Source organism: Thermus sediminis (assembly GCF_003426945.1).
GTDB classification, from domain to species: domain Bacteria; phylum Deinococcota; class Deinococci; order Deinococcales; family Thermaceae; genus Thermus; species Thermus sediminis.
Window position 1 is genome coordinate 1,700,223 of the sequence record NZ_QURO01000004.1, and the last position, 22,592, is coordinate 1,722,814.

Sequence of the window (22,592 nt, forward strand, 5' to 3'; positions counted from 1 at the left end):
CAGAGGCCCTAGGCTGGAGGCGATGGTGCGGGCTCCTCCCTCGGACCTCGCCTTCCTGGCGGAACTCCTCGCCCGCTACCCGGTGCGGCTCGTCTACCGGGGTGAGGTTCTGCCCCAGGGGCCCGTGCAGGGGGAGAAGCTTTTGCAGGAGGGGGAGCTGGCCCTTTATTGGGAGGGTCCCAAGCCCCCAAGCCGGGGGGTGCGGGAGGCCTTGGCCCTCCTTTTGCGGGCCTTCCGGGAGCTCCTCGCCCTGCGGGAGCGGGAACTTGCCCTCCTCCAGGCCCAGGACGAGACGGCGAGGCTTCTTCGCCTCCTCCTTCACGAGATCAAAAACCCCCTCATGAGCATCCTGGGCGCCATGGAGCTCCTGGGGGTGGAGGGTCTGCCCGAGGAGGCTAGGGAACTTCTCCAGATCGCCAAGAGGAGCGCCAGGCGCATCCAAGAGCTTCTGCAAAAGGCCCAGGACTACCTGAGGCTGGGCCAGGGGGTCCGCCTCGAGGTGGAGCGGGTGGACCTGAAGGCCCTCCTCCAGGAGGCGGTGGAGGAGGTGCGCCCCTTGGCCCGCAGGAAGCGGATCGCCCTCCGCCTTACCCTGCCCCGGGGGGAGGCCTGGGCCTATGGGGACCGGGACTGGCTTTACCAGGCGGTGCTCAACGTCCTTTCCAACGCCGTCAAGTACACCCCGGAGGGGGGGCAGGTGGCCGTGCGCCTCCTCCAGAGCCGGGATCGCTACGGCATCGCTGTGGCCGACACCGGCCCCGGCATCCCCAAGGAGGAGCAGGAAAAGGTCTTTGAGCCCTTCTACCGGGCCTCCACCCGGGGGGAAGTGGAGGGCACAGGGCTGGGACTGGCTCTGGTGAAGCGGGTCCTCGAGGCCCACGGGGGCGAGGCACGCCTGAGGAGCCGCCTGGGCAGGGGAAGCCTTTTCCTCCTCCTTCTCCCCAGGCCCAGGCCCGGCCAGAGGGCCCCGGTGGGGCGGCTTCTCCTCCTCCTTCTCGCCCTCATCGCCCTGGCCCGGCTTCCCCTCTACCCGGCCCCCCTGGGCTCCAAGGCCTTCGGGGAGGTGCCCGCGGGGGAGGTGGTGCGCCTAAAGGGGTTGGAGCTGGCCTTTAGCCCCGAGGCCCGGGGGGAGGCCCGGAGGTGGCGGAGCCTCTGGGGTGGTGGAGAGCGGGTGCGGGTGGCCCTGGAGGCGGGCAGCGTGGAGGCGGTGCGGGAGGCGGCCATCCCCCTCACCCTCTCCACCCCGGAAGGGGAGGTCCGGCCCACGGGCACCCACCTGCGCCTTTCCCGGGAGGAAGGGGGGCGGGTTTCCCTCTACCGGGGCCGGCTGGCCCTGGGTGCCGAAGGGCTTCCCGCTGGGGAGGGGGTGGTCTTGGGCACGGGGGAGCGGCGGAAGCTCCTCTCTGCGCCCCTGGTGCGGGCGGCCTATGGCCCCTCGGGGGAGGTGGTCTTCCGCCTCCTGGGCCCCGAGGGTAACCGGGGCTTTCGTGTGGAGGTGCGAAGCGGGGAGGCGGTGGTCCTTTCCGCCAAGGTGGCTGAGGCTTTGTTCACGTACGCTCCCCAGGCGGACCGGGTGAGCCAGGTGCGGGCCTTCGCCCTGGACGAGCTAGGCCTCGAGGGCTTCCCCTCGGAACCCCTTTCCTTTCGGGAGCGGAGGAGCTTTTACGAGGGGAAAGGGCGCCTCCCGGGGGACCCCCAAGGGGCCGAGGCCCATCTGAGGCGGGCGGTTGCCGCCTTCCCCGATGACGCCGAGGCCCTAGGGGAACTGGCCTTCGCCCTCTACCTCCAAGGCCGTCACGCCGAGGCCAAGCCCCTTTACGAGAGGGCCCTAGCCCTTCTGGACAGCCCCGACATCCGGGTACGCTATGGCCGCCTCCTCCACCACATGGGGCGCTACGGGGAGGCGGAGGCGAGCTACCGCCAGGTCCTCTCCCAGGACCCCGGGAACCTGGACGCCCGCTGGGGCCTGGCGGAGGTGGCGCTGGCCTTGGGCCGGGCCAAGGAGGCGGAGCTTCTCGCCCGCCAAGTCCTCCTGGTGAGGCCCGACTACCCCTTGGGCCGCTTCACCCTGGCCAAGGCCCTCCTGGAGCAGGGGAAGGGGGAGGAGGCCCGGAGGCTCCTGCAGGAGGAGCTCAGGGCCAACCCGGACCCCGAGGTGGGGCGCCTTTTGCGGGAGCTGGGAGAGTAGCTTTCACGGGGTTTTGACATCCCCTTCTTACCTTGTAGTTGGGAGTAGTTCGGAGGTTGCATGAGGGTTCTTTTGGTGGAAGACGACCCTTTGGTAGCCCGGGTGCTTGAGATGGTCCTCTCCCGGGCGGGCCATGAGGTCCACCTGGCCAAGGGCCTCCCCGCGGCCAAGGAGAGGCTCGCCGAGGCCTGGGAGGCCATCATTTTGGACCTGAACCTGCCCGGGGGGTTCGGCCTGGACCTCCTCCGCCACCTGCGCCAGGACCTGGGCAAGGCGATCCCGGTGATCGTTCTCTCCGGCCTGAAGCAGGAGAGGACGGTTTTGGAAGCCATGCGCCTGGGGGCCCAGGACTACCTCACCAAGCCCTTCAGCCCGGGCGAGCTGGTCCTCAGACTGGAGCGGCATGTGGCGAAAAGGTGAGCGGCTCTACGCCCTCCTCGTCTTCCTGGTGGTGGCCCTCGAGGCCCTGGCCCTGGGCGGGCTCCTTTGGGTTTTTTCGGGGCGCCTCCTGGGTGCCTTTGACTACCCCTTGGCTAGGCTCTACCTCCTGCGGGGGCTTCTCCTCACCGCCCTGGCCCTCCTGGTCCTAGGGGCATACATCCTCCTTTACCACGTCTACACCTACTGGAAAGAGGTCCGGGATAGGGCCCTTTACGAGCGGTACCTCTCCACCTTTACCGAGGCCCTCTTCTCCGGGGGTAAACCCCCGCCCCCTCCTTGGCCGGAGCCCGCTCTGGAGGCCCTCTTGCACCTAAGGGAGATGCTAAAAGGGGAGATGGGAGAGAGAGTGTCCGGTTGGCTCCGGCAGGCCCGTCCGCCCTGGGTGTTTCGCCTCCAGGCCCGTTGGACCTCCCGCCCCGAGCGCCTCGAGGCCCTGGAGGCCCTGGGGCTCGCCCGACTTCCCGAGACCCTTTGGGCTATCCTTCCCTATCTGGAGCAGCGGGACCCCGTCCTCCGGCTGGCGGCGGCCCGGGCCGGGGCCCGGGTGGCCCAGGGAGAGGGGGTCCTTCACCTGGGTAAGGCCCTCTTGAGGGCGGGGCTCCCCCGGGGGGCCCTTCTGGAGGCCCTGCTCCTCCTGGAGGACCGGGGGGAGCCCGTGGCGGCCCTTTTTCTGGAAAAGGGGGGAAGGGAGGAGGTCTGGGCGGCCCTGGAGGCCACGGGCCGCCTCCATCTCCACGCCTTGGCGGAGAGGGTTCTCCCCTTCCTGGAGGCCGAGGACCCCGAGGTGCAGGCGGCCGCCCTCAGGGCCCTAGCCCGCCTGGGCTATCCCCTTGTGGGCCACGAGGGGGTGGTCTTGGGGCTTCTGACGGGTGGGGAAGAGTTCCTGAGGGTCCATGCGGCCCGCCTCGCGCCCCTTCTCCCCCAAAACCTTGCCAGAAGGGCCCTCTGGGAGGCCCTCGAGGACCCTTCCTTCTACGTGCGCCGGGCGGCGGCGGAGGCCTTGGCTACCCTGGACCTGGAACTCCTCAGGAAGGCAGCCGAGGCCCATTCCGACCCTTACGGCCGGGCCATGGCCGCCCAGGTGCTTCAGGAGGCAGCATGGAGTTCCTAGCCCCCCTCCTTTACGCTTACCAGGTCTTTATCCTCTACTACTTCGCCCTCCTCAACTTCCTCTACGCCCTCTTCGCCGTCTTCGGCCTGGGCATGGTGGCCCGCTACGCCCGGGAGCTCTCGGAGCTCTCCCTCAAGGACCTCCTGGAGCGGGAGGCCTACCTGCCCGTCTCCATCCTGGTCCCCACCTACAACGAGGAGAGGACCATCGTCCACTCGGTGCGCTCCTTCCTGGCCCTCCGCTACCCGGAGTTTGAGGTGATCGTGGTCTGCGACGGCCCCAAGGACCGGACCCTCGAGGTCCTGAAGGAGGCCTTCCGCCTGGTCCGGGTGGACTGGGTTTTCCGAAGGGCCCTCCCCACCAAGCCCATCCGCGGGGTCTACCGTTCCCTCGCCCACCCCAACCTCCTGGTGGTGGACAAGGAAAACGGGGGCAAGGCGGACGCCCTGAACGCCGGCCTCAACCTCGCCCGCTACCCCCTCTTCTGCGGGGTGGATGCGGACAGCCTCCTGGACCCCGAGGCCCTCCTCCGGGCGAGCCGGCTTTTCCTGGAGGACGAGCGGGTCCTGGCGGTGGGGGGGACCATCCGCCCCCTGAACGGGGCCAGGGTGCGGGAGGGCATCGTGGAGGAGCTCCGCCTTCCCAAGGGATTTCTGGAGAAGATGCAGATCGTTGAGTACGCCCGGGCCTTCTTCATGGGCCGGGCTGGGTGGAGCGCCATGAACGCCCTCCTCATCATCTCCGGGGCTTTTGGCCTCTTCCGGCGGAGCGAGGCCCTGAGGGCGGGGGGTACCGCACGGACACCGTGGGGGAGGACATGGAACTGGTGGTCCGCCTCCACCGGAGGGCGCGGGAGGAGGGACGGGACTGCAGGGTGCTCTACACCCCAGACCCCATCTGCTATACGGAGGTGCCTGCCGACTGGGCCACCCTGAGGCGGCAGCGGAACCGCTGGCACCGGGGGCTATGGGAGGTCCTTTGGCTCCACCGGGCCATGCTCTTCAACCCCAGCTACGGCCGCCTGGGCCTGGTGGCCATGCCCTACTTCTTCCTCTTTGAGGCCCTGGGGCCGGTGGTGGAGGTCTTAGGCTACCTCCTCCTTCCCGTCTTTTACCTCCTTGGGGTCCTCAACGCCGAGTTCGCCCTTCTCTTCCTCCTCCTGGCCCTGGGGTACGGGGTGCTCCTCTCCCAGCTGGCCATCGGCATGGAGACCCTTCTCCTCAAGCGCTACCCCAGGCTCCTTGACCGGGTGGTCCTCCTCTTCCTGAGCCTTCTGGAGGTGCTGGGCTACCGCCAGGTTCTGGCCCTGGAGCGCTTCCTGGCCACCTTTCAGGTCCTCAGGAAGCGGGGCCAGTGGGGGGAGATGCGCCGCAAGGGGTTAGAAGGCGAAAGCGCCAGGCCACCAGGATCCTGAGGGCCAAGGCCCCGGGGGCGTAGCCTGTCAGGATCACCCCGGTGCTCCAGTGGGTAAAAGGGGCGGAGAGGGCCCCTTCCCAGAGGGCAAGCCTTAGGGACCGGTCCGGTTCCACCCCCTGGTCATTCCTTGAACCCGGTAAAATCCTGTGCCATGGAAACCGCCGTCACCAGGATGCTGGGCCTCCGCTACCCCATCGTGGCTGCCCCCATGTTCCTGGTCTCCGGGGCCAGGCTTCTCCTCGCGGTGGCCGAGGCGGGGGGGATCGGGGTCATCCCTAGCCTCAACTTCCGCACCCACGGGGCCTTCCGGGAGTTCCTGGAGAACTTCCCCCAAGGGGTGCCCTTCGGGGTCAACCTGATCCTGAAGGACAACCCCCGCCTCGAGGAGGACCTCCTGGCCGTGGCCGAGCGCCGGGTGCCCCTGGTGGTCACCTCCCTGGGGGACCCCTCGAGGGTGGCGGAAAGGGTCAAGGCCTACGGGGGCGTGGTCTGGTGCGATGTGGTGGGCCTGAGGCACGGGAAAAAGGCGGTGGCGGCCGGGGCCGACGCCCTGGTGGCCGTGGCCTCCGGGGCGGGGGGGCATGCGGGCACGGTGAGCCCCTTCGTCCTCGGGCCCTGGCTCCGGGAAGAACTCGGGGTGCCCGTCCTCATCGCCGGGGGCATCGCCACGGGCCGCCAGCTCCTCGCCGCCTTAGCCCTGGGGGACGGGGCCTACATCGGCACCCGCTTCATCGCCACCCTGGAATCCGAGGCCCCTCTGGAGTACAAGGAGGCCCTCCTCCGGGCCACCCCCGAGGACATCCTCTACACCCCTGAGGTGTCCGGGGTGCCGGGCAACTTCCTCCGGGAGTCCCTGGAGCGCTTCCGCCAGGGCGGGGGGAAGGCCTGGAAGGAGGTCTACTCCGCAGGGCACGGGGTGGCCTTCATCCGGGAAATCCCCTCGGCCAAGGAGGTGGTGGCCCGCCTGGTGGCGGAATACCAGGAGGCCAGGCGGGCCCTTCCCTCATAATGGGCCCAGGGTGCTGGCGATCCTCCTCCTCCCCGAGTTCTCCGAGCTGGAAGCGGCCTTGGGCCTCGAGGCGGCGAGGCGGTTGGGCATCCCCGCCTACACCGTGGCCAAGGGCCGAAAGGGGACGCCCGCCTTGGCGGGTTCGGTCTGGACCCCCACCTACGCCTTTCCCGCGGCCCCGCCCCCCAAGGCCCTCCTCATACCCGGGGCCAGGAGTCCTGGACGGATGGCCCAGGACTCCACCTGGTTGGCCTTTTTGGAGTTGGTCTGGGAAGATCTGGAGATCGTCTTCCTGGGGTACAACGCCCACCTCTTCCTGGCGGAGGTGGGGAGGCTCCCTCCCCGGGTGGCGGGGGGGGAGGAGGTGGCGGAACCCCTCCGGGGGATGGGGTACCAGGTGGAGCCCGTGCCTTTCCTGCGGGAGGGCAGGGTGTACACCACCCGGGGGGGGCTAGCCCTCCTTCCCGCCCTCTCGGACTGGGTAGGAAAAGTGGTTGAGCTTTGAGTTTGTACGGGTACACTAAGCCCATGACCGTGAGGGAGTACCAGAAAAGGCGGCGCCGGGACCGGATCTTCCAGGCGGCCATGGCCCTCTTCCGCGAGCGGGGCTTCCAGGAGACCACGGCCAGCGACATCGCCAAGGCCGCCCACGTTTCCCGGGGCACCTTCTTCAACTACTTCCCCTACAAGGAGGCCGTCCTTTTGGACTACGGGAGCCTCCTTCTAGCCCGGCTCAGGGAGGAGATACGTGGGCGCCTGGCCCAGGGGATGGACCCTTTGGCCGTCCTTCACTTCCTCTTCCAGGAGGTGGCCCTGTTCACCGAGGCGGAGAAGGAGCTCTTGCTGCCCCTCTTCTACGAGCTTTTGAACCCCGAGCCCATCCGGGCCAGGGCGGCCTTTGAGGCCCTGCCTCTTGGGGACCTGATCGCCGAGGTGCTAAGGCCCCTCAAGGAGAAGGGGATGGTGCGGCAGGACCTCTCCCTGGAACGCATGGGCCGGACCTTGGCCGACCTCTACTTCCTCTCCGCCTTGCGCTGGGCGGCCTACACCCCCCACCGGGACCTGAAGGGGGAGCTGGAGAAGACCCTGGACCTAGCCCTTTTGGGCATCCTGGCCCGCTAGTCCGCGGCCACCTTGAGCCTTTCGGCGATCTCGGGGATCCTGGCCAGGAAGACGCCGGTGGGGCTTCCCGTGAGGGCCACCTCCTCCGGGGTGCCTTCGGCCACGATCTCCCCGCCCCGGTCCCCGCCCTCCGGCCCCAGGTCAATGACCCAGTCCGCGGTCTTCACCACCTCCAGGTTGTGCTCAATGACCACCACGGTGTTACCCCCGTCCACCAGGCGGTGGAGGACCGAGAGGAGCTTGGCCACGTCGTCGAAGTGGAGGCCGGTGGTGGGCTCGTCCAGGATGTAGAGGGTGCGGCCCGTGGACTTGCGCCCTAGCTCCGTGGCCAGCTTGACCCGCTGGGCCTCCCCCCCGGAGAGGGTGGGGGAGGGCTGGCCCAGGCGCATGTACCCTAGGCCCACGTCCACCATGAGCTGGAGCTTGCGGGCGATGGTGGGGACGTTCTGGAAGAAGTCCAGGGCCTCCTCCACGGTCATGTCCAGGACGTCGGCGATGCTCCTGCCCCTAAGCTTCACCTCCAGGGTTTCCCGGTTGTAGCGCCTCCCCTTGCACACCTCGCAGGGCACGTAGAGGTCGGGCAGGAAGAGCATCTCGATCTTCACCGTGCCGTCCCCACCGCAGGCCTCGCACCGCCCCCCCTTGACGTTGAAGGAGAACCGGCCCGGGCCGTAGCCCCGCTTCCTGGCCTCGGGGGTCTTGGCGAAGAGGTCGCGGATCTCGTCAAAGATGCCCGTGTAGGTGGCGGGGTTGGAGCGGGGGGTGCGGCCGATGGGGGACTGGTCGATCTCGATGACCTTGTCCAGGTGCTCTATTCCCTCCAGGCCCTCGTAGGCCCCAGGGGTGGTCTTGGCCCGCATGAGCCTCTGGGCCAGGGCGGCGTAGAGGATGTCGTGGATGAGGGTGCTCTTGCCCGAGCCCGAGGGTCCGGTGACCGCCACGAAGCGGCCCAGGGGGATGCGCAGGGTGATCCCCTTGAGGTTATGCTCCCTAGCCCCTTTGAGCACCAGCCACTTGCCGTTTCCCTTGCGGCGCTCCTTGGGCACGGGGATCCGCTTCTCCCCCCTCAGATAGGCCCCGGTGAGGCTCATTGGGTTTCGCAGGATGGCCTCGAGGGGGCCCTCGGCCACCACCTCCCCCCCGTGGATCCCCGCCCCCGGGCCCATGTCCACGATCCAGTCCGCGGCCCGCATGGTCTCCTCGTCGTGCTCCACCACGATCAGGGTGTTGCCCAGGGCCTGGAGGCGCTTGAGGGTGGCGATGAGGCGCTGGTTGTCCCGGGGGTGGAGGCCGATGCTGGGCTCGTCCAGGACGTAGAGGACCCCGGTGAGGCCCGAGCCCACCTGGGTGGCCAGGCGGATCCTTTGGGCCTCGCCCCCGGAGAGGGTGTTGGCGGCCCGGTCCAGGGTGAGGTAGTCCAGGCCCACCCCCACCAGGAACCCCAGGCGCTCCACGATCTCCCGCAGGATGGGCTGGGCGATCCTGGCCTGGAAGGGGGGGAGCTTTTCCCCAAGGTCCTGGAAGAAGGCCAGGGCGTCCCGCACCGTGAGGGCGGAGACCTCGGCGATGTTCCTCCCCGCCACCCTCACCGAGAGCACCTCCCTCCTGTACCGGGTTCCCCCGCACGCGGGGCAGGGCTTCGTGGCCATGAAGCCCTCGAGGACCTCCCGCACCCCCTCGGAGTCCGCCTCCCCATAGCGCTTCTCCAGCCAGGGGATGACCCCCTCGTAGTGGACCTCTACCCGGAAGGTCTCCTTACCCCCGCGGCGGAAGACCACCTGGAAGGGCTCGGGGAGGCCGTAAAGCACCGCCTGCCTCGCCTCCTCCGGCAGATCCTTGAAGGGGGTCCTGAGGTCAAAGGAGAGGTGCTCTGCCAAAGCCCGTAGGCGGTCCCAGAGGTAGCTCCGGCCCGTGTCCCGCCCCCGGGCCCAGGGGAGGATGGCCCCCTCGGCCAGGGAGAGCTCGGGGTTCACCACCAAGGCGGGGTCAAACTCCTGCTTGTACCCAAGCCCCGAGCAGGCGGGGCAGGCCCCGTAGGGGGCGTTGAAGGAGAAGATCCGGGGCTCAAGCTCCTCCAGCACAGAGCCGTGCTCGGGGCAGGCGAACTTCTCTGAGTAAAGGGCCTCCTCCCCCAGGTCGGGGTAGAGGACCCGCAGGAGGCCCTCCCCCCGGAGGAGGGCGAGCTCCACGGCCTCGGCGATGCGGGGGCGCTCCTCTTCCTTGAGGACCACCCGGTCCACCACCAGGTCGATGTCGTGTTTCTCGTATTTCTCCAGGTTGAGGTTCTGGGCCTCCTCCAGGAGGTAGATGACCCCGTCCACCCGCACCCGGGCGTACCCCTCCTTCAGGAGCTGCTGGAAGAGCTTGCGGTACTCCCCCTTCCTGCCCCGGACCAGGGGGGCCATGAGGACGGCCCGGGTGCCAGGGGGCTTCTGGAGGAGGCGGTCGGCGATCTCGCTGGCGGACTGCTTCTCAATGGGACGGCCGCACTCGGGGCAGTGGGCGGTGCCCACCCGGGCGAAGAGGAGGCGGAGGTAGTCGTGGATCTCCGTGACCGTGCCCACGGTGGAGCGGGGGTTGTGGCTCGTGGTCTTCTGGTCAATGGAGATGGCGGGGGAGAGGCCCTCAATGCTCTCCACCTCGGGCTTGTCCATCACCCCCAGGAACTGGCGGGCGTAGCTGGAGAGGCTTTCCACATAGCGCCTCTGCCCCTCGGCGTAGATGGTGTCAAAGGCCAGGGTGCTCTTCCCCGAGCCCGAGACCCCGGTGATGACGATGAACTTGCCCCGGGGGAGCTCGAGGCTGATGTTCTTCAGGTTGTGCTCCCGCGCCCCCCGGATGACGATGCGGTCCATCTGTGGAAGTATACCACCCCTTCAGGGCCCGGAGTAGGGCCTAGAGGCGGAGGTGGATCAGGGGTACGGGAAGGCCTGGGACCCGGGCCAAGGGGCCGCTTGCGGTGAGGATGGGGGCGGCAAGCTTCTGGGCCAAGGCCGCGTAGAGGGCCTCGTAGGCGGAGAGGCGATCCCTTAGGGCAAAGGCGGGTAGGAGGAGGGGCCTGTGGTCCACCCGGATGAGGGGCCAGCTGGAGAGGTCCTCCAAGGCTTCCTGGGCCCGCTTTGGGGAAAGGCGGCCAGAGAGGATCGCCCTGTGGAGCACGGCCAACACCTCGGCGTCCAGGAGGGCTGGGGCGAAGAGGCTCTTTCCCTCCACCAGGGCAGCCACCTGTTGGCCCAAAGGGGTGCGGAGGAGGTACTCCGCCGCGGCGGAGGCGTCTAGGACGAGGCGGTCCACTTCCCCTCCTGGGCCTCTTCTAGAAGCCTGGCGGCGGGGAGGCCCAGGTCCACGGGGGACCTTTTGGAGAGGCGTTCCTGCCACTCGGACCACTCCAGCTCCCGTTCCAGGGCCTTTAGGACAAACTCACTCAGGGTCAGGCCTCTAGCCCGGGCCTGGCGCAAGAGGCGGGCCTTGAGCTCGTCGGGCACCTTCTTCACCTGAAGGGTGCTCATGGCATGATTTTAGCATGCTAAACTTTGAGTATGGCCTCCTGGATGCTGCGGGAAGCGGAGGAAGCCCCTAAGGTGGTGGAGCGGCTTCTCAAAGAGAACGAGGCCGAGGTGCGCGGCCTCGCCGCCTTCCTGCGGCGAAGACCCCCCGCTCTGGTCCTCACGGTGGCCCGGGGGAGCTCGGACCACGCGGCCCTCTACGCCAAGTACCTCCTGGAGACCCGCCTCCTGTGGCCCGTCCTCTCCTTGGCCCCCTCCGTCCTCACCCTCTACGGGGCGAGGCCCAGGGTCCCTTGGCCTAGCCTCCTCCTGGCCTATAGCCAAAGCGGGGAGAGCCCGGACGTGGTGGAGACCGTGCGGGCCTACCGAGGGGCGGGGGTCCTCACCGTGGCCCTGGTGAACCAGGAGGAAAGCCCCTTGGCCCAGGCGGCGGAGGTGGTCCTCCCCCTCCACGCCGGGGAGGAGCAGGCCGTGGCCGCCACCAAGAGCTTCCTGGCCATGCTGGCCGCCACGGTCCACCTCCTTGCCCACCTCCTGGAGGAGCCCGCTTTGAGGGAGACCCTCCCCGCTCTCCCCGAGGCCATGGGCCGGGCCCTGGGGGCCGAGGGGAGCCTCGAGGACCTGGTGGAGGCGGAAAACCTCTTCGTCCTGGGCCGGGGCCTCGTCTTTCCCATGGCCCTCGAGGCCGCTCTAAAGCTCAAGGAGGTGGCGGGCCTCCACGCCGAGGGGCTTTCGGCCGCCGAGTTCCTCCACGGGCCCAAGGCCCTTTTGGAGGCGGGCTTCCCCCTTTTGGCCCTGGTCCAAAGGGATCAGGCCCTGGAGGCCACGCTGAGGACCCTCGAGGCCCTGAAGGCCACGGGGGCCCACCTCCTTGTCCTCTCCCCCGAGCCGGAGGCCCTGGACCTGGCGGACGTACCCTTGCGCCTTCCCCTGGCCCTTTCTCCCGAGCTCACCTCCCTGCTCCTGGCCCAAGCCTTCTACCCCATGGCCGAGGCCCTGGCCTGGGCCCGGGGCCTGGACCCGGACCGGCCCCGCCACCTCTCCAAGGTGACCCGCACCCGCTAAGTGCCCCGCTACCCGGATTGGACCTAGGGCGATGGCCACCCGTTTTCTAGAGCCCGTCTGGGCGCAGGCCAGGGCGGTTAAAAGACCTTTTCCCCCAGGGGCACCTCCCGCTCAGGAGCCAGGAGGACCACCCGCCCCTCCTCGTCCCGCACCCCCAGGACCAGGACCTCTGAGGGGAAGCCGGCGATGGAGCGGACCCCCAGGTTCACCGCCGCCACCACCAGGCGGCCCGTTAGGGCCTCGGGCCGGTAGAGGTCCGTGATCTGGGCGGAGCTGGTCTTTACCCCCAAGGGGCCAAAGTCAATCCAGAGCCTGTAGCTGGGCTTCCTGGCCTTCTCGTGGGGCTCGGCCTTTAGGATCCGCCCCACCCGCACGTCCAGAACCTGGAAGGCCTGCAGGGGGTCCATGCCCCGAGTGTGGCAAAAAACCGGGCCCCTGGCAAGGGGCCTCTGGTGGGCCGTGCAGGACTTGAACCTGCAACCAACCGGTTATGAGCCGGCCGCTCTGACCGATTGAGCTAACGGCCCGCGCCGAAGGGTCATTTTAGCACAAAGCGCCCCTAAAGCCGAGGGTGTATACTTCACCTGGAGGTGAAACCATGACCGTGAACGAGAGCGCCACCGACCGGGCCATCCGCTTCGTGCTGGCCCTGGTCCTCTTCTACTTCGCCTTCCAGTCGGCCTCCCCGTGGAACTGGATCCTGGGCATTGTGGCCCTGGTCCTCCTCTTCACCGCCGTCACCGGCTTCTGCGGCCTCTACCGGCTCCTCGGCATCAGCACCAAGCGGTGAGCTTGCCCGTGGCCCCCGGGGACTCCCTGCGGGTGGAGTTCTTCAAGTTCCCGGGGAATGCCCTGCACTACTGGTGGGAGGCCCGGGTGGTGGAGGTGCGGCCCGAGGGGGTCCTCACCCTCCTCCCCCAGGGCGGGGTTTTCCACCACACGGGCAAGGGGAGGCAGGTGGTCTTGGACCACGAGGCCTACGTGGCCTTCTTCCCCGGGGCCTGGTACTCCGGGGGGCCCGACGTGCGGGAGGGCCGGGTTCTGGAGTACTACTGGAACGTCCAGACCCCTCCCCTTTGGACCGGCAGGGGCTTCCGCCAGTACGACCTGGAGCTGGACGTGCGGTGCCGGGCCGACCACACCTGCCAGGTCTTCGACCAGGAGGAGTTTCTGGCCAAGCGCCACCTCTACCCAAGGGCCTGGGTGGCCCAGGCTGAGGAGGCGGTGGGGGCCATCCTCCGCCACATGCGGGAGGGGCGGTGGCCGGTCCTGCCCCCTGGGGAGCCCTCGCCATGGATGGAGCGAATCTAGAGGATACGGGGTAGAGGGGCCGGGAGCGTGCGCCGGGACGTGGTGGGCAACGATGATAGGAGAGGGGGGCTACGGGCCTGGCCCATGGCCTGGTTGGGACTGGGGAAGTACCCCTGGACTGCCCCCGCGCCCAGGAGAGGGTAAAGGCCTGCCCTGTGGGCTAGGCGCTGGGCCGCCAAGGCCAGGAGGAGGGGGGCTAGGGGCCCCGGGGCATGGGCTACTTCCCTGGGCCCTCCACCGTGGCGGGGGGTACCTCCACCGTGGCCTCCACCGGGTAGCCTGCGTAGGTACGGCGCCCCCCCACGCCCCTTTCCAGCACCTCCCGCCACTCGGGGAGGTTCAAGAAGCGGTCCGCCTGGTTGCGGAGCTCGATGTCGGAAATCTCCCGCACCCCCAGGAGGTGGATCTCCTTGCCCATGGCCCTGAGGGCCTGGAAGGCGTGGGCCAGGTCCCCGGAGCCCGAGGCCACGATGGCCCGGTCCCAGCGGGGGGCGGTGGTGAGGAGGTCGGTGGCCATCATGGCCTCAAACCGGGCCTCCCCCCGCACCAAGCGGCTTCGCACCGTGTAGCCCATGAAGACCAGGGCGTCTATGAAGCGCTGCTGGCGCTCGTCCTCGGGGTCGGTGACGGGCACGTAGTAGAAGGCGTTGTAGAGCTGCTCGGGGGTGGCGAACTGGGTGAGGACCCGCCGGTGGTCCACGTTCCAGCCCAGGCGCTTGGCCGCCTGGTACATGTACGATCCGTCAATGAATAGGGCAACCCGCATGCTGGCCTCATCTTAGCGGAAAGGGCCCTGGCCAGGGCCCAGAGGGTTTGGGGTGAACCGAGGTTCCTGTTCTGGAGAAGCCAGGATGGGGCGGGGCTAGGCCGGGGCCTTCTCCTCTGCCCTTTCCGAGGAGTGGCCAGGGTTCACCTTGAGGGCGGGGTTGGCGTAGGCGGCGGCGTGGTTGGCGGCGATGGCCGCCTCGCCGAAACCTAGGACGATGAGGGGAAGCTTCCCGGGGTAGGTGACGATGTCCCCGCAGGCGTAGACGCCGGGGATGCTGGTGGCCATGGTGGTGTCCACCTTGATCTTGTTCTTCTCCAGCTCCAGCCCCCAGGCCGCCAGAGGGCCCAGCTTGGTGAGGTAGCCCGCCAGGATGAGGACGGCGTCCACCGCAAGCTCCATCTCCTCTTGGGTCTGGTTGTGGAAGATCACTGCCCGCCTTACCCAAAGGTCTCCCTCGAGGCGGCGCACCTCGTAGGGGGTGAGGACCTTAAGGCGGCCCTCCTCGTGGGCCCTGAGAAGCTCCTTAACGCTGGCCTCGTGGGCCCTAAACTGGGAGCGGCGGTGGATGAGGGTGATCTCCTTGGCGGTGCCCAGGAGGTTCAGGGCCCAGTCCACGGCGCTGTCCCCGCCCCCCACGATCAGGACCCGCTTCCCCTCGAACTCGGCCTTGGCCCTCACCGCGTAGTAGACCCCCCTGCCTTCAAACTCCTTCTCCCCCGGGGCCCCTAGGCGCCTGGGCTCAAAGGCCCCCACCCCGGCGGCGATGATCACCGCCTTGGCGGTGTAGACCCCCCCGGCCGAGGTGGCCACCTTGAAGAGGCCGTCCTCCCTGGTGAGGGTCTCCGCCCGCTCCCCCAGGTTGTAGATGGGGCCAAAGGGGGCCACCTGCTCCACTAGGCCCTGGACCAGGTCCTTGGCGTAGACCTTGGGGAAGCCCGCCACGTCGTAGATGTACTTCTCCGGGTAGAGGGCGGATAGCTGTCCCCCTGGCTCCGGAAGAGGGTCGATGAAGCGGAAGGAAAGCCCCCGCATGCCCACATAAAACCCTGCGAAAAGCCCCGCAGGTCCCGCGCCGATGACGATGACGTCCGTGTGCTCCATGGCCCTACCTCTTCCGGCATTCTAAGGCTTTCCCCATGGTGGGGACGCTTCCTTTTTGGAAGGGACAAACCTCAGTCCACCCTGAGGACCACCTTGCCGAAGACCCGCCTCTCCTCCAGGAGGCGGTGGCCCTCAGCGGCCTCCTCGAGGGGCAGCACCTGCCCGATCACGGGCCTGAGCTTCCCCGCCTCCACCAGCCGCAGGATGGGGAAGAGGCGGCTTTTGGAGGCCATGGTGGAGCCCAGGATGGAAAGCTGCCGGAAGAAGACGTGGGCGAAGGGCAGGGTCCCCTCGTACCCCGAGGAGGCCCCGGCGAGGGCGATCCGGCCCCCATTCGCCGTGGCCTTGATGACCCCCTCAAAGTAGAGGGCCCCCGTGTGGTCCACCACCTTGTCCACCCCCTTGCCCCCCGTGAGGCGGCGCACCTCCTTGAACCAGTCGGGGTGGGTGTAGTTCACCACCTCGTCAGCCCCAAGCTCCTGGGCCTTCCGCAGCTTGTCCTCCGAGCCTGCGGTGGCGATGACCCGCCCCCCAAAGAGCTTGACGATCTGGATGGCGGCCACGCTCACCCCGCTTCCCGCCGCCATGACCAAAACGTCGTCCCCGGGGCGCACCTGAAGCTTGTCCACCACCATCTGCCAGGCGGTGAGGAAGGTGAGGGGAATAGCGGCCGCCTCCTCAAAGGAGAAGCCCTGGGGCTTCCTGAGGAGGTTCACCTCGGGGACCACCAGGTACTGGGCATAGGCCCCGTGGCGGTGCTCCCCTAGGATCTCGTAGCGGGGGCAGAGGTTATCCTCTCCCGAAAGGCACCGTTCGCAATGGCCGCAGGAAAGCCCGGGATTCACCACCACCTCGTCCCCTGGGGCGAAGGCGGTAACCCCAGGCCCCACGGCCTCCACCACCCCGCTGGCGTCGGCCCCCAGGATGTGGGGAAGGGGGATCCGGGGGCTCGCTACCCCCTTGCGCACCCAGACGTCCAGGTGGTTGAGGGCCGCCGCCCTCACCCTTAGGCGCACCTCCTTGGGCCCTGGCTCCGGGGTGGGCATCTCCGTGGGCTTCAGGACTTCTGGGCCGCCTCGAGCCTCCATCACCACCGCCCTCATGCCGCCTCCCTACGCCAGGGATTTTCCCACGCCCTCTTCCCAGGGTCAAGGCACCCCACCTCTTGACAACCCCCTGACGGGGCGGGTACCCTTACCCCAACGGGTACCCTTACCCCAATAAGACCTCGAGGAGGTTGGAATGAAAAAAGCCTTGGTGCTGATCGGCCTTTTGGCCCTGGCGGGCGCCGCCAGCGCCCAGACCTTCGTCTGGCCGCAGAAGTGGACGGTGGCCAAGCCCCAGGAGGCAAGGCGCGGGGGTACCTTGCGGGCGGCGGTCATTTCCGACTACCGCACTTTTAACCCTTTCATCACCGCCGAGGCGGGCAATGTGCCTAGCATCATCTCGGGAGATAGGGGCCTCGTGACCCGGGACCCCACCACCGGGGACTGGATCCCCTACATGGCCGAGTCCTTCACGGTGAGCCCCAACAGACTGGAGATCACCTTCAAGATCCGCCGGGGCATGAGGTGGTCCGATGGCCGCCCCATCACCGCCGATGACTGGATCACCACCTGGCGCATCCACACGGACAAAGCGGTGGGCTCCAACGCTTACGACTCCTTCTTCCTTGACGGCAGGCCCATTGTCCTTCGGAAGCTGGATGACTACACCATCCGCTTCATCTACCCTAGGACGGACGCTGAGGCCTTCAGCGTGGCCAGCTTTGCGCCCTGGCCCGCCCACATCTTCGGCCCCGTCTACCAGCGGGAGGGGGCGGAGGGTATCAAGAGGATGTGGCCCCTGAGCGCGGACCCTGCCAGTATCGTCTCTGGCGGCCCTTGGCTCATTGAGAGCTACCGCCCCGGGGAGCGCCTAGTCCTCAGGCGGAACCCCGCCTTTGGGGAGTGGAACAGGGACGAGGCGGGCAACCCCCTCCCCTACCTGGACCGCTACGAGATCCGGATCGTTGCGGACACCAACGCCCAGCTGGCCCAGTTCCTCGTGGGGAACATCGATGTCTTCAACCCCGCTACCGTAGACCACATCTCCCAGGTGCGCCAGGCCATCCAGGCGGGCCGTCTGGACGCCACCCTCAAGGTGAACGCTTCCCCTGTAGCCTCCAGCCAGTTCATGGTCTTCAACTGGAACAAGGCCTCGGACCCCTTCAAGCAGAGCCTCTTCCGCTCCGACAAGTTCCGCCGGGCCATGAGCCATGTGGTGAACCGACAGGCGGTCATTGACATCGTCTACGGGGGCCTGGGCACTCCCATGTACACCAGCGTTTACCCGGTCCTCACCCAGTGGGTGAACCCCAGGGTGCCCAAGTACGAGTACGACCTGAACCAGGCGTCCAAGCTCCTCGCTGAACTGGGCTTTACTCGGAGGGACCGGGAGGGCTTCCTGGTGGATAGCAGGGGCCGCCGCCTGGAGTTCAACCTGTCCACCAACGCCGGCAACGTCCAGCGGGAGCAGATCGCCAGACTCATCGTAGATGAGGCCAGGAAAGTGGGGGTCAGGGTCAACTTCCAGGCCATTGACTTCAACACCCTGGTGGGCCAGCTCCTCTCCTCCGGCCCCGACCGGCCGTTTGACGCCATCATCATCGGCCTCACAGGGGGCGGCCTGGACTGGCCCTTTGGCGCTAATGTGGTGCCCTGCAATGGTAACCTCCACATGTGGAACAAGTCGGGCCAGTGCCTGGACCCTAGGGAGACCCAGCTGGACGCCCTCTACTCCCGCGGCCGCGCGGAGCTGGACTTCCAGAGGCGGCGGGAGATCGCCTTCCGCATGCAGGAGATCGAAGCAGAGCTCCTCCCTGTCATTTACATTGCCGGCCCCAACTACCACCCCGCCTGGAACAATCGCCTGGGGGGCGAGCACCCCGATGCCATCATCTCCAGCATCTGGGGGCAGCGGCAGCTGGAGCTGACCTTCATCAAGAGGTGAGCTAAGCTAGGTGCGCCCTGGGGTCCTGGCTCCGGGGCGCCTTCCGCCACTATGGCAGCCTACATCTTCCGCCGCATCCTCTACCTTATCCCCACCTTCTTCGGGGCTACCTTCCTGGCCTTCCTCATCATCCAGATGGCCCCGGGGGACTACCTGACCCAACTGGAGCTGGACCCTAAGGTTACCCCAGAGACCATCGCCCGCCTCCGGGCCCAGTTTGGTCTGGACCGCCCCATCTACGAGCAGTACCTCCTGTGGATGAACAACCTCCTCCACCTGAACCTGGGATACTCCTTCGCCTACCAGGCCCCGGTGCTCGAGGTCATCTGGCCCCGAGTGGTGAACTCCATGGTCATCGTCATCCCCTCCACCCTCCTCCTCTACCTGGTGGCCATCCCCATCGGGGTCTACGGGGCGGTGCGCCCGTACTCCCTGGGGGACCGGATCCTCTCCTTTCTGGCCTACGTGGGCCTTTCCGTGCCCAGCTTCTTCCTGGCCCTCATCGCCATCTACATCCTTCTGCAGATCAAGTTCAAGACCGGAGTCCTCCTTTTCCCGGTCTCGGGTATGACCAGCAGCGGCTTTGAGCAGATGCCCCCCCTCAAGCAGTGGCTGGACATCGCCTGGCACGCGGTGGTGCCCATCCTGGTGGCCACAGCCAACGACATCGCCGGGCTCTCCCGCCTCATGCGGGGGCAGATGCTCGAGGTCTTGGGCCAGGACTACATCCGCACCGCCCGGGCCAAGGGCCTCGCGGAGCGGCTGGTCCTCTACAAGCACGCCTTCCGCAACGCGGTCATCCCCTTCGTGGCCACCCTAGGCGGCCTTCTTCCTAGCCTCATCTCTGGGGCGGGCTTTGTAGAGGTGGTCATGGCCTGGCCGGGTATCACCCCCTTCCTCCTAGACGCCATCGCCAGCCAGGACCTCTACGTGATCGCGGGCTTCCTCACCGTGAGCCTGGTACTCCTTATGGTCGGCAACCTGATCTCCGACTTGCTCTTGGCTTGGGTGGACCCCAGGATCCGCTACGAGTAGGGGGTGGCCCTTGGAACGAGCCTCCGCTTCCCAGTTCGCCGTCGCCTTACGCCAGTTCCGCAAACACCGCCTGGCGGTCTGGGGCGGGCGCATCCTCCTGATCCTCTACTTCATGGCCGCCTTCGCGGGCTTCTTCAGCCCTTACGACCCCAACTACTACGAGCTCTTCCCCCCCAAGGGCCACCACCCTCCAAGCCGCATCCACTTCGTGGACCCGGAAACAGGCCGCTTGAGCCGCCCCTTCGTCTACGCCACCCAGAGGAGTATTGACCCCGTCACCCTCCAGCCCCGCTACGAGGAGGACCCCAGCCAGGGGAAGTTCTACGTCCGCTTCTTCGTGCGCACCCCGGAACAGCCCTACACCATCTTCCGGGTCTTCCGCTCCGACCTACGCCTCTTCGGCGTGGACCCTCCCGGGCGCATCTTCCTCATGGGCACGGACAACTTTGGCCGGGACCTCTTCAGCCGCGTGGTCTACGGGGGCCAGGTATCCCTCACCATCGGCATCCTCTCGGCCCTGGTTTCCTTCGTCCTGGGCCTCCTCCTTGGGGGCATCGCCGGGTACTTCTCGGGAAGGCCCTTCCGGCTCTCCCTACCCCCTTCCGCTTGGCGGGGGGCGGGCCTTCTTCTTGGGCCCCTGAGCCTCCTCCTCTGGCTTGGGGTGGGGGGAGCGGCCCTTTTCCTAGCCCTCTCCTTCGTCCGCTTAAGCCCCCAGGATAAGCTCTTTTCCTATACCACCCTGGTGGACGGGGTAGTCCTCCTCCTGGGGGTGGGGGCGGTTTTCCTCATCCTCCGTCGCATTTTCCGGGAGCCCATCCGCTTGGACCCTGACGACCTCATCATGCGCACTGTGGAGATCATCGCCGCCATTCCCTCCCTCTTCCTCCTCATCTCCTTGAGGGCGGTTTTTCCTACGAACATTGACCCCCTTTTCACCTTCTACCTGGTGGTGGGGCTTCTAGGCTTCATCGGCTGGGGGGGGCTCGCCCGGGTGGTGCGGGGCATCGTCCTCTCCGTAAGGGAGATGGACTACGTGCAGGCGGCCCGGGCCCTGGGGGCTTCCGATAGGCGCATCATCGGCCGCCACATCCTGCCCGCTACCGCCAGCTACATCATCGTGAGCCTCTCCCTTACCATCCCCGGGTTTATCCTGGGGGAGTCGGGCCTTTCATTCTTGGGGCTTGGGGTCACGGAGCCCTACACCAGCTGGGGCCTTCTCCTACAGGCGGCCCAGCAGGGAGGTTTCGCCTCCTTCACCGACCGCCCCTGGGTGCTCTGGCCGGGGTTTTTCATCTTCCTTTCCGTGCTCTCCTGGAACTTTTTAGGGGATGGCCTCAGGGATGCCCTGGACCCCAGGCGAAGGCAGTAGGCCCTTCTCTTTTGACCAGGTATGGCGTATAACGGATGAGGTGTTTTCGGGGCAACGCCCGAAGGAGCTAGCATGGACGAGAAGCGGCTACTGGAGGTGAGGGACCTCAAGGTCCACTTCTTCACCGACGACGGGGTGGTGAAGGCGGTGGACGGGGTCTCCTTCCACGTGGACAGAGGGGAGACCCTGGCCGTGGTGGGGGAGTCGGGTTCGGGGAAGAGCGTGACTTCTTTGGCCATCATGCGTCTGATCCCCACGCCTCCTGGGCGGATCGTGGGGGGGGAGGTCCTCTTCCGGGGGAAGGACGGGCAGGTCCGGGACCTCACCAAGCTCCCCGAGGCGGAGATGCGGCGGATCCGGGGCAACGACATCGCCATGATCTTCCAGGAGCCCATGACCTCTCTGAACCCGGTGTACACGGTGGGGGACCAGATCGCCGAGGCCATCATGCTCCACCAGGGGAAGAACCGGAAGGAGGCCATGGACTTGGCCGCCCACATGCTAGACCTGGTGGGGATTCCCGAGCCCAAGAGGCGGCTGGCCAACTACCCCCACCAGATGTCGGGGGGGATGCGGCAGCGGGTGATGATCGCCATGGCCCTCTCCTGCAACCCCTCCTTGCTCATCGCCGATGAGCCCACCACGGCCTTGGACGTGACCATCCAGGCCCAGATCCTGGAGCTCATGAAGAGGCTCCAGGAGGAGTTTGGCATGAGCATCCTCTTCATCACCCACAACCTGGGGGTGGTGGCGGAGATGGCCGACCGGGTGGTGGTGATGTATGCGGGCCGGGCGGTGGAGCAGGCGGACGTGGTGCCCCTCTTCAAGGAACCCCTTCACCCCTACACCCAGGGGCTCCTCCACTCCGTGCCCCGGTTGGACCTGGCGGCGGAGCACAAGGTCCGCCTGGAGGCCATCCCCGGGAACGTCCCCAACCCCCTCTACCTCCCCCCTGGGTGCGCCTTCCACCCCCGGTGCAAGCACTACGCGGAGGGCCTCTGCGATCGGGAGGTCCCCCCCTTGGAGGACGCCGGGGAGGGGCGGCAGGTCCGGTGCGTGCGTTGGCGGGAGATCCTGGAGGTCAGGGCATGAACGGGGTTCTCCTGGAGCTCAAGGACCTGAAGAAGCACTTTCCCATCCGGGGCGGGATCCTCTCCCGGGTGGTGGGGACCGTCAAGGCGGTGGACGGGGTTTCCTTCGCCATCAGGAAGGGGGAGGTCCTGGGCCTGGTGGGGGAGTCGGGGAGCGGCAAGACCACGGTGGGCCGCACCCTCCTCCGCCTCATTGAGCCCACGGGGGGGCGCATCCTCTTTGACGGCCAGGACATCACCGAGCTGCCCCGGGACAGGCTCCGCCCCTTCCGGCGCCGGATGCAGATCATCTTCCAGGACCCCTTCAGCTCCCTGAACCCCCGGATGACCGTGGGGGACATCATCGCCGAGCCCCTCCTCATCCACGGGCTGGGCAAGACCCCAGAGGAGCGCCTGGAGCGGGTGGCGGAGCTACTAAAACTCGTGGGCCTCTCCCCAGACCACATGCGCCGCTACCCCCACGAGTTCTCCGGGGGGCAGCGGCAGAGGATCGGCATCGCCCGGGCCCTGGCGGTGGCCCCGGAGTTCATCGTGGCCGATGAGCCCGTTTCCGCCCTGGACGTTTCCATCCAGGCCCAGGTGGTGAACCTCCTCCAGGACCTGAAGGAGGAGCTGGGCCTCACGATGCTCTTCATCGCCCACGACCTGGCGGTGGTGGAGTACATCTCCGACCGGGTGGCGGTGATGTACCTGGGGAAGATCATGGAGATCGCCTCCTCCCGGGACCTCTACCGGAGCCCCAAGCACCCCTACACCGAGGCCCTTCTCTCCGCCGTGCCCATCCCTGACCCCACGGTGAAGCGGGAGCGGATCGTCCTCCAGGGAGACATCCCTTCCCCCATCAACCCCCCTTCGGGGTGCGTCTTCCGCACCCGGTGCCGCTACGCCCTGCCCGAGTGCGCAGAGGTGGTCCCCGAGCTCAAGGAGGTGGCCCCGGGCCACCTCAAGGCCTGCATCCGGGACGACATCCTCTAAGTACCCCGCCGTGGCTTTTGCCGCGGCGGGGGCTAGGAAGGGCCCTTTCGGGCGCGAAGGTTGGCCCAAGTAGGGTGGGGGCCCCAAGATCC

Annotated in this window: 23 protein-coding genes and 1 tRNA gene; 16 read left to right on the top strand and 8 right to left on the bottom strand. The window is 67.6% G+C overall.

Annotated features, from left to right (window positions below):
- The first annotated feature begins 22 nt into the window (after positions 1 to 22).
- The 8 genes from ATI37_RS09805 (at position 23) to ATI37_RS09835 (ending at position 7,287) form a co-directional block, all read left to right on the top strand.
- On the top strand, positions 23 to 2,188 hold the full coding sequence (locus ATI37_RS09805) for an ATP-binding protein (RefSeq protein ID WP_117238181.1): 2,166 nt from the start codon (positions 23 to 25) through the stop codon (positions 2,186 to 2,188).
- Between the two features lie 60 nt (positions 2,189 to 2,248).
- Complete coding sequence (locus ATI37_RS09810) at positions 2,249 to 2,608, top strand: response regulator transcription factor (protein ID WP_117238182.1); 360 nt, start codon at positions 2,249 to 2,251, stop codon at positions 2,606 to 2,608.
- Positions 2,592 to 3,740, top strand: coding sequence for a HEAT repeat domain-containing protein (locus tag ATI37_RS09815; protein WP_117238183.1), 1,149 nt, complete (start codon positions 2,592 to 2,594; stop codon positions 3,738 to 3,740). The genes ATI37_RS09810 and ATI37_RS09815 overlap by 17 nt, the downstream gene beginning before the upstream one ends.
- Positions 3,728 to 4,675 (top strand): glycosyltransferase family 2 protein, encoded by a 948-nt coding sequence (locus ATI37_RS09820; RefSeq protein WP_232822492.1) that lies wholly within the window; start codon positions 3,728 to 3,730, stop codon positions 4,673 to 4,675. The genes ATI37_RS09815 and ATI37_RS09820 overlap by 13 nt, the downstream gene beginning before the upstream one ends.
- Entirely contained in the window at positions 4,558 to 5,154 is a 597-nt protein-coding gene (locus tag ATI37_RS12200; RefSeq protein WP_232822493.1) for a glycosyltransferase, read from the top strand. Before ATI37_RS09820 ends, ATI37_RS12200 begins: the two co-directional genes overlap by 118 nt.
- Before the next feature lie 153 nt (positions 5,155 to 5,307).
- Positions 5,308 to 6,165: an NAD(P)H-dependent flavin oxidoreductase gene (locus ATI37_RS09825; protein ID WP_117238184.1), complete on the top strand. Its 858-nt coding sequence runs from the start codon at positions 5,308 to 5,310 to the stop codon at positions 6,163 to 6,165.
- 10 nt (positions 6,166 to 6,175) lie between these two features.
- Positions 6,176 to 6,670: a hypothetical protein gene (locus ATI37_RS09830; protein ID WP_117238185.1), complete on the top strand. Its 495-nt coding sequence runs from the start codon at positions 6,176 to 6,178 to the stop codon at positions 6,668 to 6,670.
- Between the two features lie 23 nt (positions 6,671 to 6,693).
- On the top strand, positions 6,694 to 7,287 hold the full coding sequence (locus ATI37_RS09835; protein WP_117238186.1) for a TetR/AcrR family transcriptional regulator: 594 nt from the start codon (positions 6,694 to 6,696) through the stop codon (positions 7,285 to 7,287).
- On the opposite strand, the gene uvrA is transcribed toward ATI37_RS09835, so the two are convergent.
- Genes uvrA through ATI37_RS09850 form a run of 3 tightly spaced genes read right to left on the bottom strand, consistent with a single transcriptional unit; the run spans position 7,284 to position 10,796 of the window.
- On the bottom strand, positions 7,284 to 10,142 hold the full coding sequence (gene uvrA / locus ATI37_RS09840) for an excinuclease ABC subunit UvrA (RefSeq protein ID WP_117238187.1): 2,859 nt from the start codon (positions 10,140 to 10,142) through the stop codon (positions 7,284 to 7,286). The genes ATI37_RS09835 and uvrA overlap by 4 nt on opposite strands.
- Positions 10,143 to 10,182: 40 nt before the next feature.
- Positions 10,183 to 10,581 carry a type II toxin-antitoxin system VapC family toxin gene (locus ATI37_RS09845; RefSeq protein WP_117238188.1) on the bottom strand — a complete coding sequence of 133 codons (399 nt, stop codon included), beginning with the start codon at positions 10,579 to 10,581 and terminating at the stop codon, positions 10,183 to 10,185.
- Positions 10,563 to 10,796: a toxin-antitoxin system HicB family antitoxin gene (locus ATI37_RS09850; protein WP_117238189.1), complete on the bottom strand. Its 234-nt coding sequence runs from the start codon at positions 10,794 to 10,796 to the stop codon at positions 10,563 to 10,565. The genes ATI37_RS09845 and ATI37_RS09850 overlap by 19 nt, the downstream gene beginning before the upstream one ends.
- Before the next feature lie 30 nt (positions 10,797 to 10,826).
- Between ATI37_RS09850 and ATI37_RS09855 the strand changes: the two genes are divergently transcribed.
- Complete coding sequence (locus ATI37_RS09855) at positions 10,827 to 11,858, top strand: SIS domain-containing protein (RefSeq protein WP_117238190.1); 1,032 nt, start codon at positions 10,827 to 10,829, stop codon at positions 11,856 to 11,858.
- A 77-nt stretch (positions 11,859 to 11,935) separates the two neighbouring features.
- Here ATI37_RS09855 and ATI37_RS09860 read toward each other — a convergent pair whose 3' ends face one another.
- Positions 11,936 to 12,265: a tRNA-binding protein gene (locus ATI37_RS09860; protein WP_117238191.1), complete on the bottom strand. Its 330-nt coding sequence runs from the start codon at positions 12,263 to 12,265 to the stop codon at positions 11,936 to 11,938.
- Positions 12,266 to 12,308: 43 nt separating this feature from the next.
- Positions 12,309 to 12,385 (bottom strand) — tRNA-Ile (locus ATI37_RS09865).
- Positions 12,386 to 12,456: 71 nt separating this feature from the next.
- On the opposite strand from ATI37_RS09865, the gene ATI37_RS09870 reads away from it, so the two are divergent.
- A complete protein-coding gene (locus tag ATI37_RS09870; protein WP_117238192.1) occupies positions 12,457 to 12,648 on the top strand; it encodes a YgaP family membrane protein in 192 nt (63 codons plus the stop codon).
- Positions 12,645 to 13,169, top strand: a complete 525-nt coding sequence (locus ATI37_RS09875; RefSeq protein ID WP_198665545.1) for a DUF402 domain-containing protein — start codon at positions 12,645 to 12,647, stop codon at positions 13,167 to 13,169. The genes ATI37_RS09870 and ATI37_RS09875 overlap by 4 nt, the downstream gene beginning before the upstream one ends.
- 217 nt (positions 13,170 to 13,386) lie before the next feature.
- Here the strand turns inward: ATI37_RS09875 and ATI37_RS09880 are convergent, their stop codons facing one another.
- The 3 genes from ATI37_RS09880 to ATI37_RS09890 form a co-directional block, all read right to left on the bottom strand.
- Positions 13,387 to 13,935 carry a LabA-like NYN domain-containing protein gene (locus ATI37_RS09880; RefSeq protein ID WP_117238194.1) on the bottom strand — a complete coding sequence of 183 codons (549 nt, stop codon included), beginning with the start codon at positions 13,933 to 13,935 and terminating at the stop codon, positions 13,387 to 13,389.
- Between the two features lie 96 nt (positions 13,936 to 14,031).
- Complete coding sequence (locus ATI37_RS09885; RefSeq protein ID WP_117238195.1) at positions 14,032 to 15,039, bottom strand: NAD(P)/FAD-dependent oxidoreductase; 1,008 nt, start codon at positions 15,037 to 15,039, stop codon at positions 14,032 to 14,034.
- A gap of 71 nt (positions 15,040 to 15,110) precedes the next feature.
- On the bottom strand, positions 15,111 to 16,142 hold the full coding sequence (locus ATI37_RS09890) for a zinc-binding dehydrogenase (protein ID WP_117238196.1): 1,032 nt from the start codon (positions 16,140 to 16,142) through the stop codon (positions 15,111 to 15,113).
- A 139-nt stretch (positions 16,143 to 16,281) separates the two neighbouring features.
- Between ATI37_RS09890 and ATI37_RS09895 the strand changes: the two genes are divergently transcribed.
- The 5 genes from ATI37_RS09895 to ATI37_RS09915 all read left to right on the top strand — a co-directional run bounded on the left by ATI37_RS09895 (position 16,282) and on the right by ATI37_RS09915 (position 22,500).
- Positions 16,282 to 18,030 (top strand): ABC transporter substrate-binding protein, encoded by a 1,749-nt coding sequence (locus ATI37_RS09895; RefSeq protein ID WP_117238197.1) that lies wholly within the window; start codon positions 16,282 to 16,284, stop codon positions 18,028 to 18,030.
- A gap of 51 nt (positions 18,031 to 18,081) precedes the next feature.
- Entirely contained in the window at positions 18,082 to 19,065 is a 984-nt protein-coding gene (locus tag ATI37_RS09900) for an ABC transporter permease (protein WP_117238198.1), read from the top strand.
- A gap of 10 nt (positions 19,066 to 19,075) precedes the next feature.
- Positions 19,076 to 20,434: an ABC transporter permease gene (locus ATI37_RS09905; protein ID WP_117238199.1), complete on the top strand. Its 1,359-nt coding sequence runs from the start codon at positions 19,076 to 19,078 to the stop codon at positions 20,432 to 20,434.
- A 72-nt stretch (positions 20,435 to 20,506) separates the two neighbouring features.
- Entirely contained in the window at positions 20,507 to 21,526 is a 1,020-nt protein-coding gene (locus tag ATI37_RS09910; protein ID WP_117238200.1) for an ABC transporter ATP-binding protein, read from the top strand.
- Positions 21,523 to 22,500, top strand: a complete 978-nt coding sequence (locus ATI37_RS09915) for an ABC transporter ATP-binding protein (protein ID WP_117238201.1) — start codon at positions 21,523 to 21,525, stop codon at positions 22,498 to 22,500. The genes ATI37_RS09910 and ATI37_RS09915 overlap by 4 nt, the downstream gene beginning before the upstream one ends.
- Positions 22,501 to 22,592: the final 92 nt, after the last annotated feature.

Coding starts and splice junctions, on each gene's coding strand:
- ATI37_RS09805 (WP_117238181.1), top strand. CDS start 23: ATGGTGCGGGCTCCTCCCTCGGACCTCGCCTTCCTGGCGGAACTCCTC.
- ATI37_RS09810 (WP_117238182.1), top strand. CDS start 2,249: ATGAGGGTTCTTTTGGTGGAAGACGACCCTTTGGTAGCCCGGGTGCTT.
- ATI37_RS09815 (WP_117238183.1), top strand. CDS start 2,592: ATGTGGCGAAAAGGTGAGCGGCTCTACGCCCTCCTCGTCTTCCTGGTG.
- ATI37_RS09820 (WP_232822492.1), top strand. CDS start 3,728: ATGGAGTTCCTAGCCCCCCTCCTTTACGCTTACCAGGTCTTTATCCTC.
- ATI37_RS12200 (WP_232822493.1), top strand. CDS start 4,558: ATGGAACTGGTGGTCCGCCTCCACCGGAGGGCGCGGGAGGAGGGACGG.
- ATI37_RS09825 (WP_117238184.1), top strand. CDS start 5,308: ATGGAAACCGCCGTCACCAGGATGCTGGGCCTCCGCTACCCCATCGTG.
- ATI37_RS09835 (WP_117238186.1), top strand. CDS start 6,694: ATGACCGTGAGGGAGTACCAGAAAAGGCGGCGCCGGGACCGGATCTTC.
- uvrA (WP_117238187.1), bottom strand. CDS start 10,142: ATGGACCGCATCGTCATCCGGGGGGCGCGGGAGCACAACCTGAAGAAC.
- ATI37_RS09850 (WP_117238189.1), bottom strand. CDS start 10,796: ATGAGCACCCTTCAGGTGAAGAAGGTGCCCGACGAGCTCAAGGCCCGC.
- ATI37_RS09855 (WP_117238190.1), top strand. CDS start 10,827: ATGGCCTCCTGGATGCTGCGGGAAGCGGAGGAAGCCCCTAAGGTGGTG.
- ATI37_RS09860 (WP_117238191.1), bottom strand. CDS start 12,265: ATGGACCCCCTGCAGGCCTTCCAGGTTCTGGACGTGCGGGTGGGGCGG.
- ATI37_RS09870 (WP_117238192.1), top strand. CDS start 12,457: ATGACCGTGAACGAGAGCGCCACCGACCGGGCCATCCGCTTCGTGCTG.
- ATI37_RS09880 (WP_117238194.1), bottom strand. CDS start 13,935: ATGCGGGTTGCCCTATTCATTGACGGATCGTACATGTACCAGGCGGCC.
- ATI37_RS09885 (WP_117238195.1), bottom strand. CDS start 15,039: ATGGAGCACACGGACGTCATCGTCATCGGCGCGGGACCTGCGGGGCTT.
- ATI37_RS09890 (WP_117238196.1), bottom strand. CDS start 16,142: ATGAGGGCGGTGGTGATGGAGGCTCGAGGCGGCCCAGAAGTCCTGAAG.
- ATI37_RS09895 (WP_117238197.1), top strand. CDS start 16,282: ATGAAAAAAGCCTTGGTGCTGATCGGCCTTTTGGCCCTGGCGGGCGCC.
- ATI37_RS09900 (WP_117238198.1), top strand. CDS start 18,082: ATGGCAGCCTACATCTTCCGCCGCATCCTCTACCTTATCCCCACCTTC.
- ATI37_RS09910 (WP_117238200.1), top strand. CDS start 20,507: ATGGACGAGAAGCGGCTACTGGAGGTGAGGGACCTCAAGGTCCACTTC.
- ATI37_RS09915 (WP_117238201.1), top strand. CDS start 21,523: ATGAACGGGGTTCTCCTGGAGCTCAAGGACCTGAAGAAGCACTTTCCC.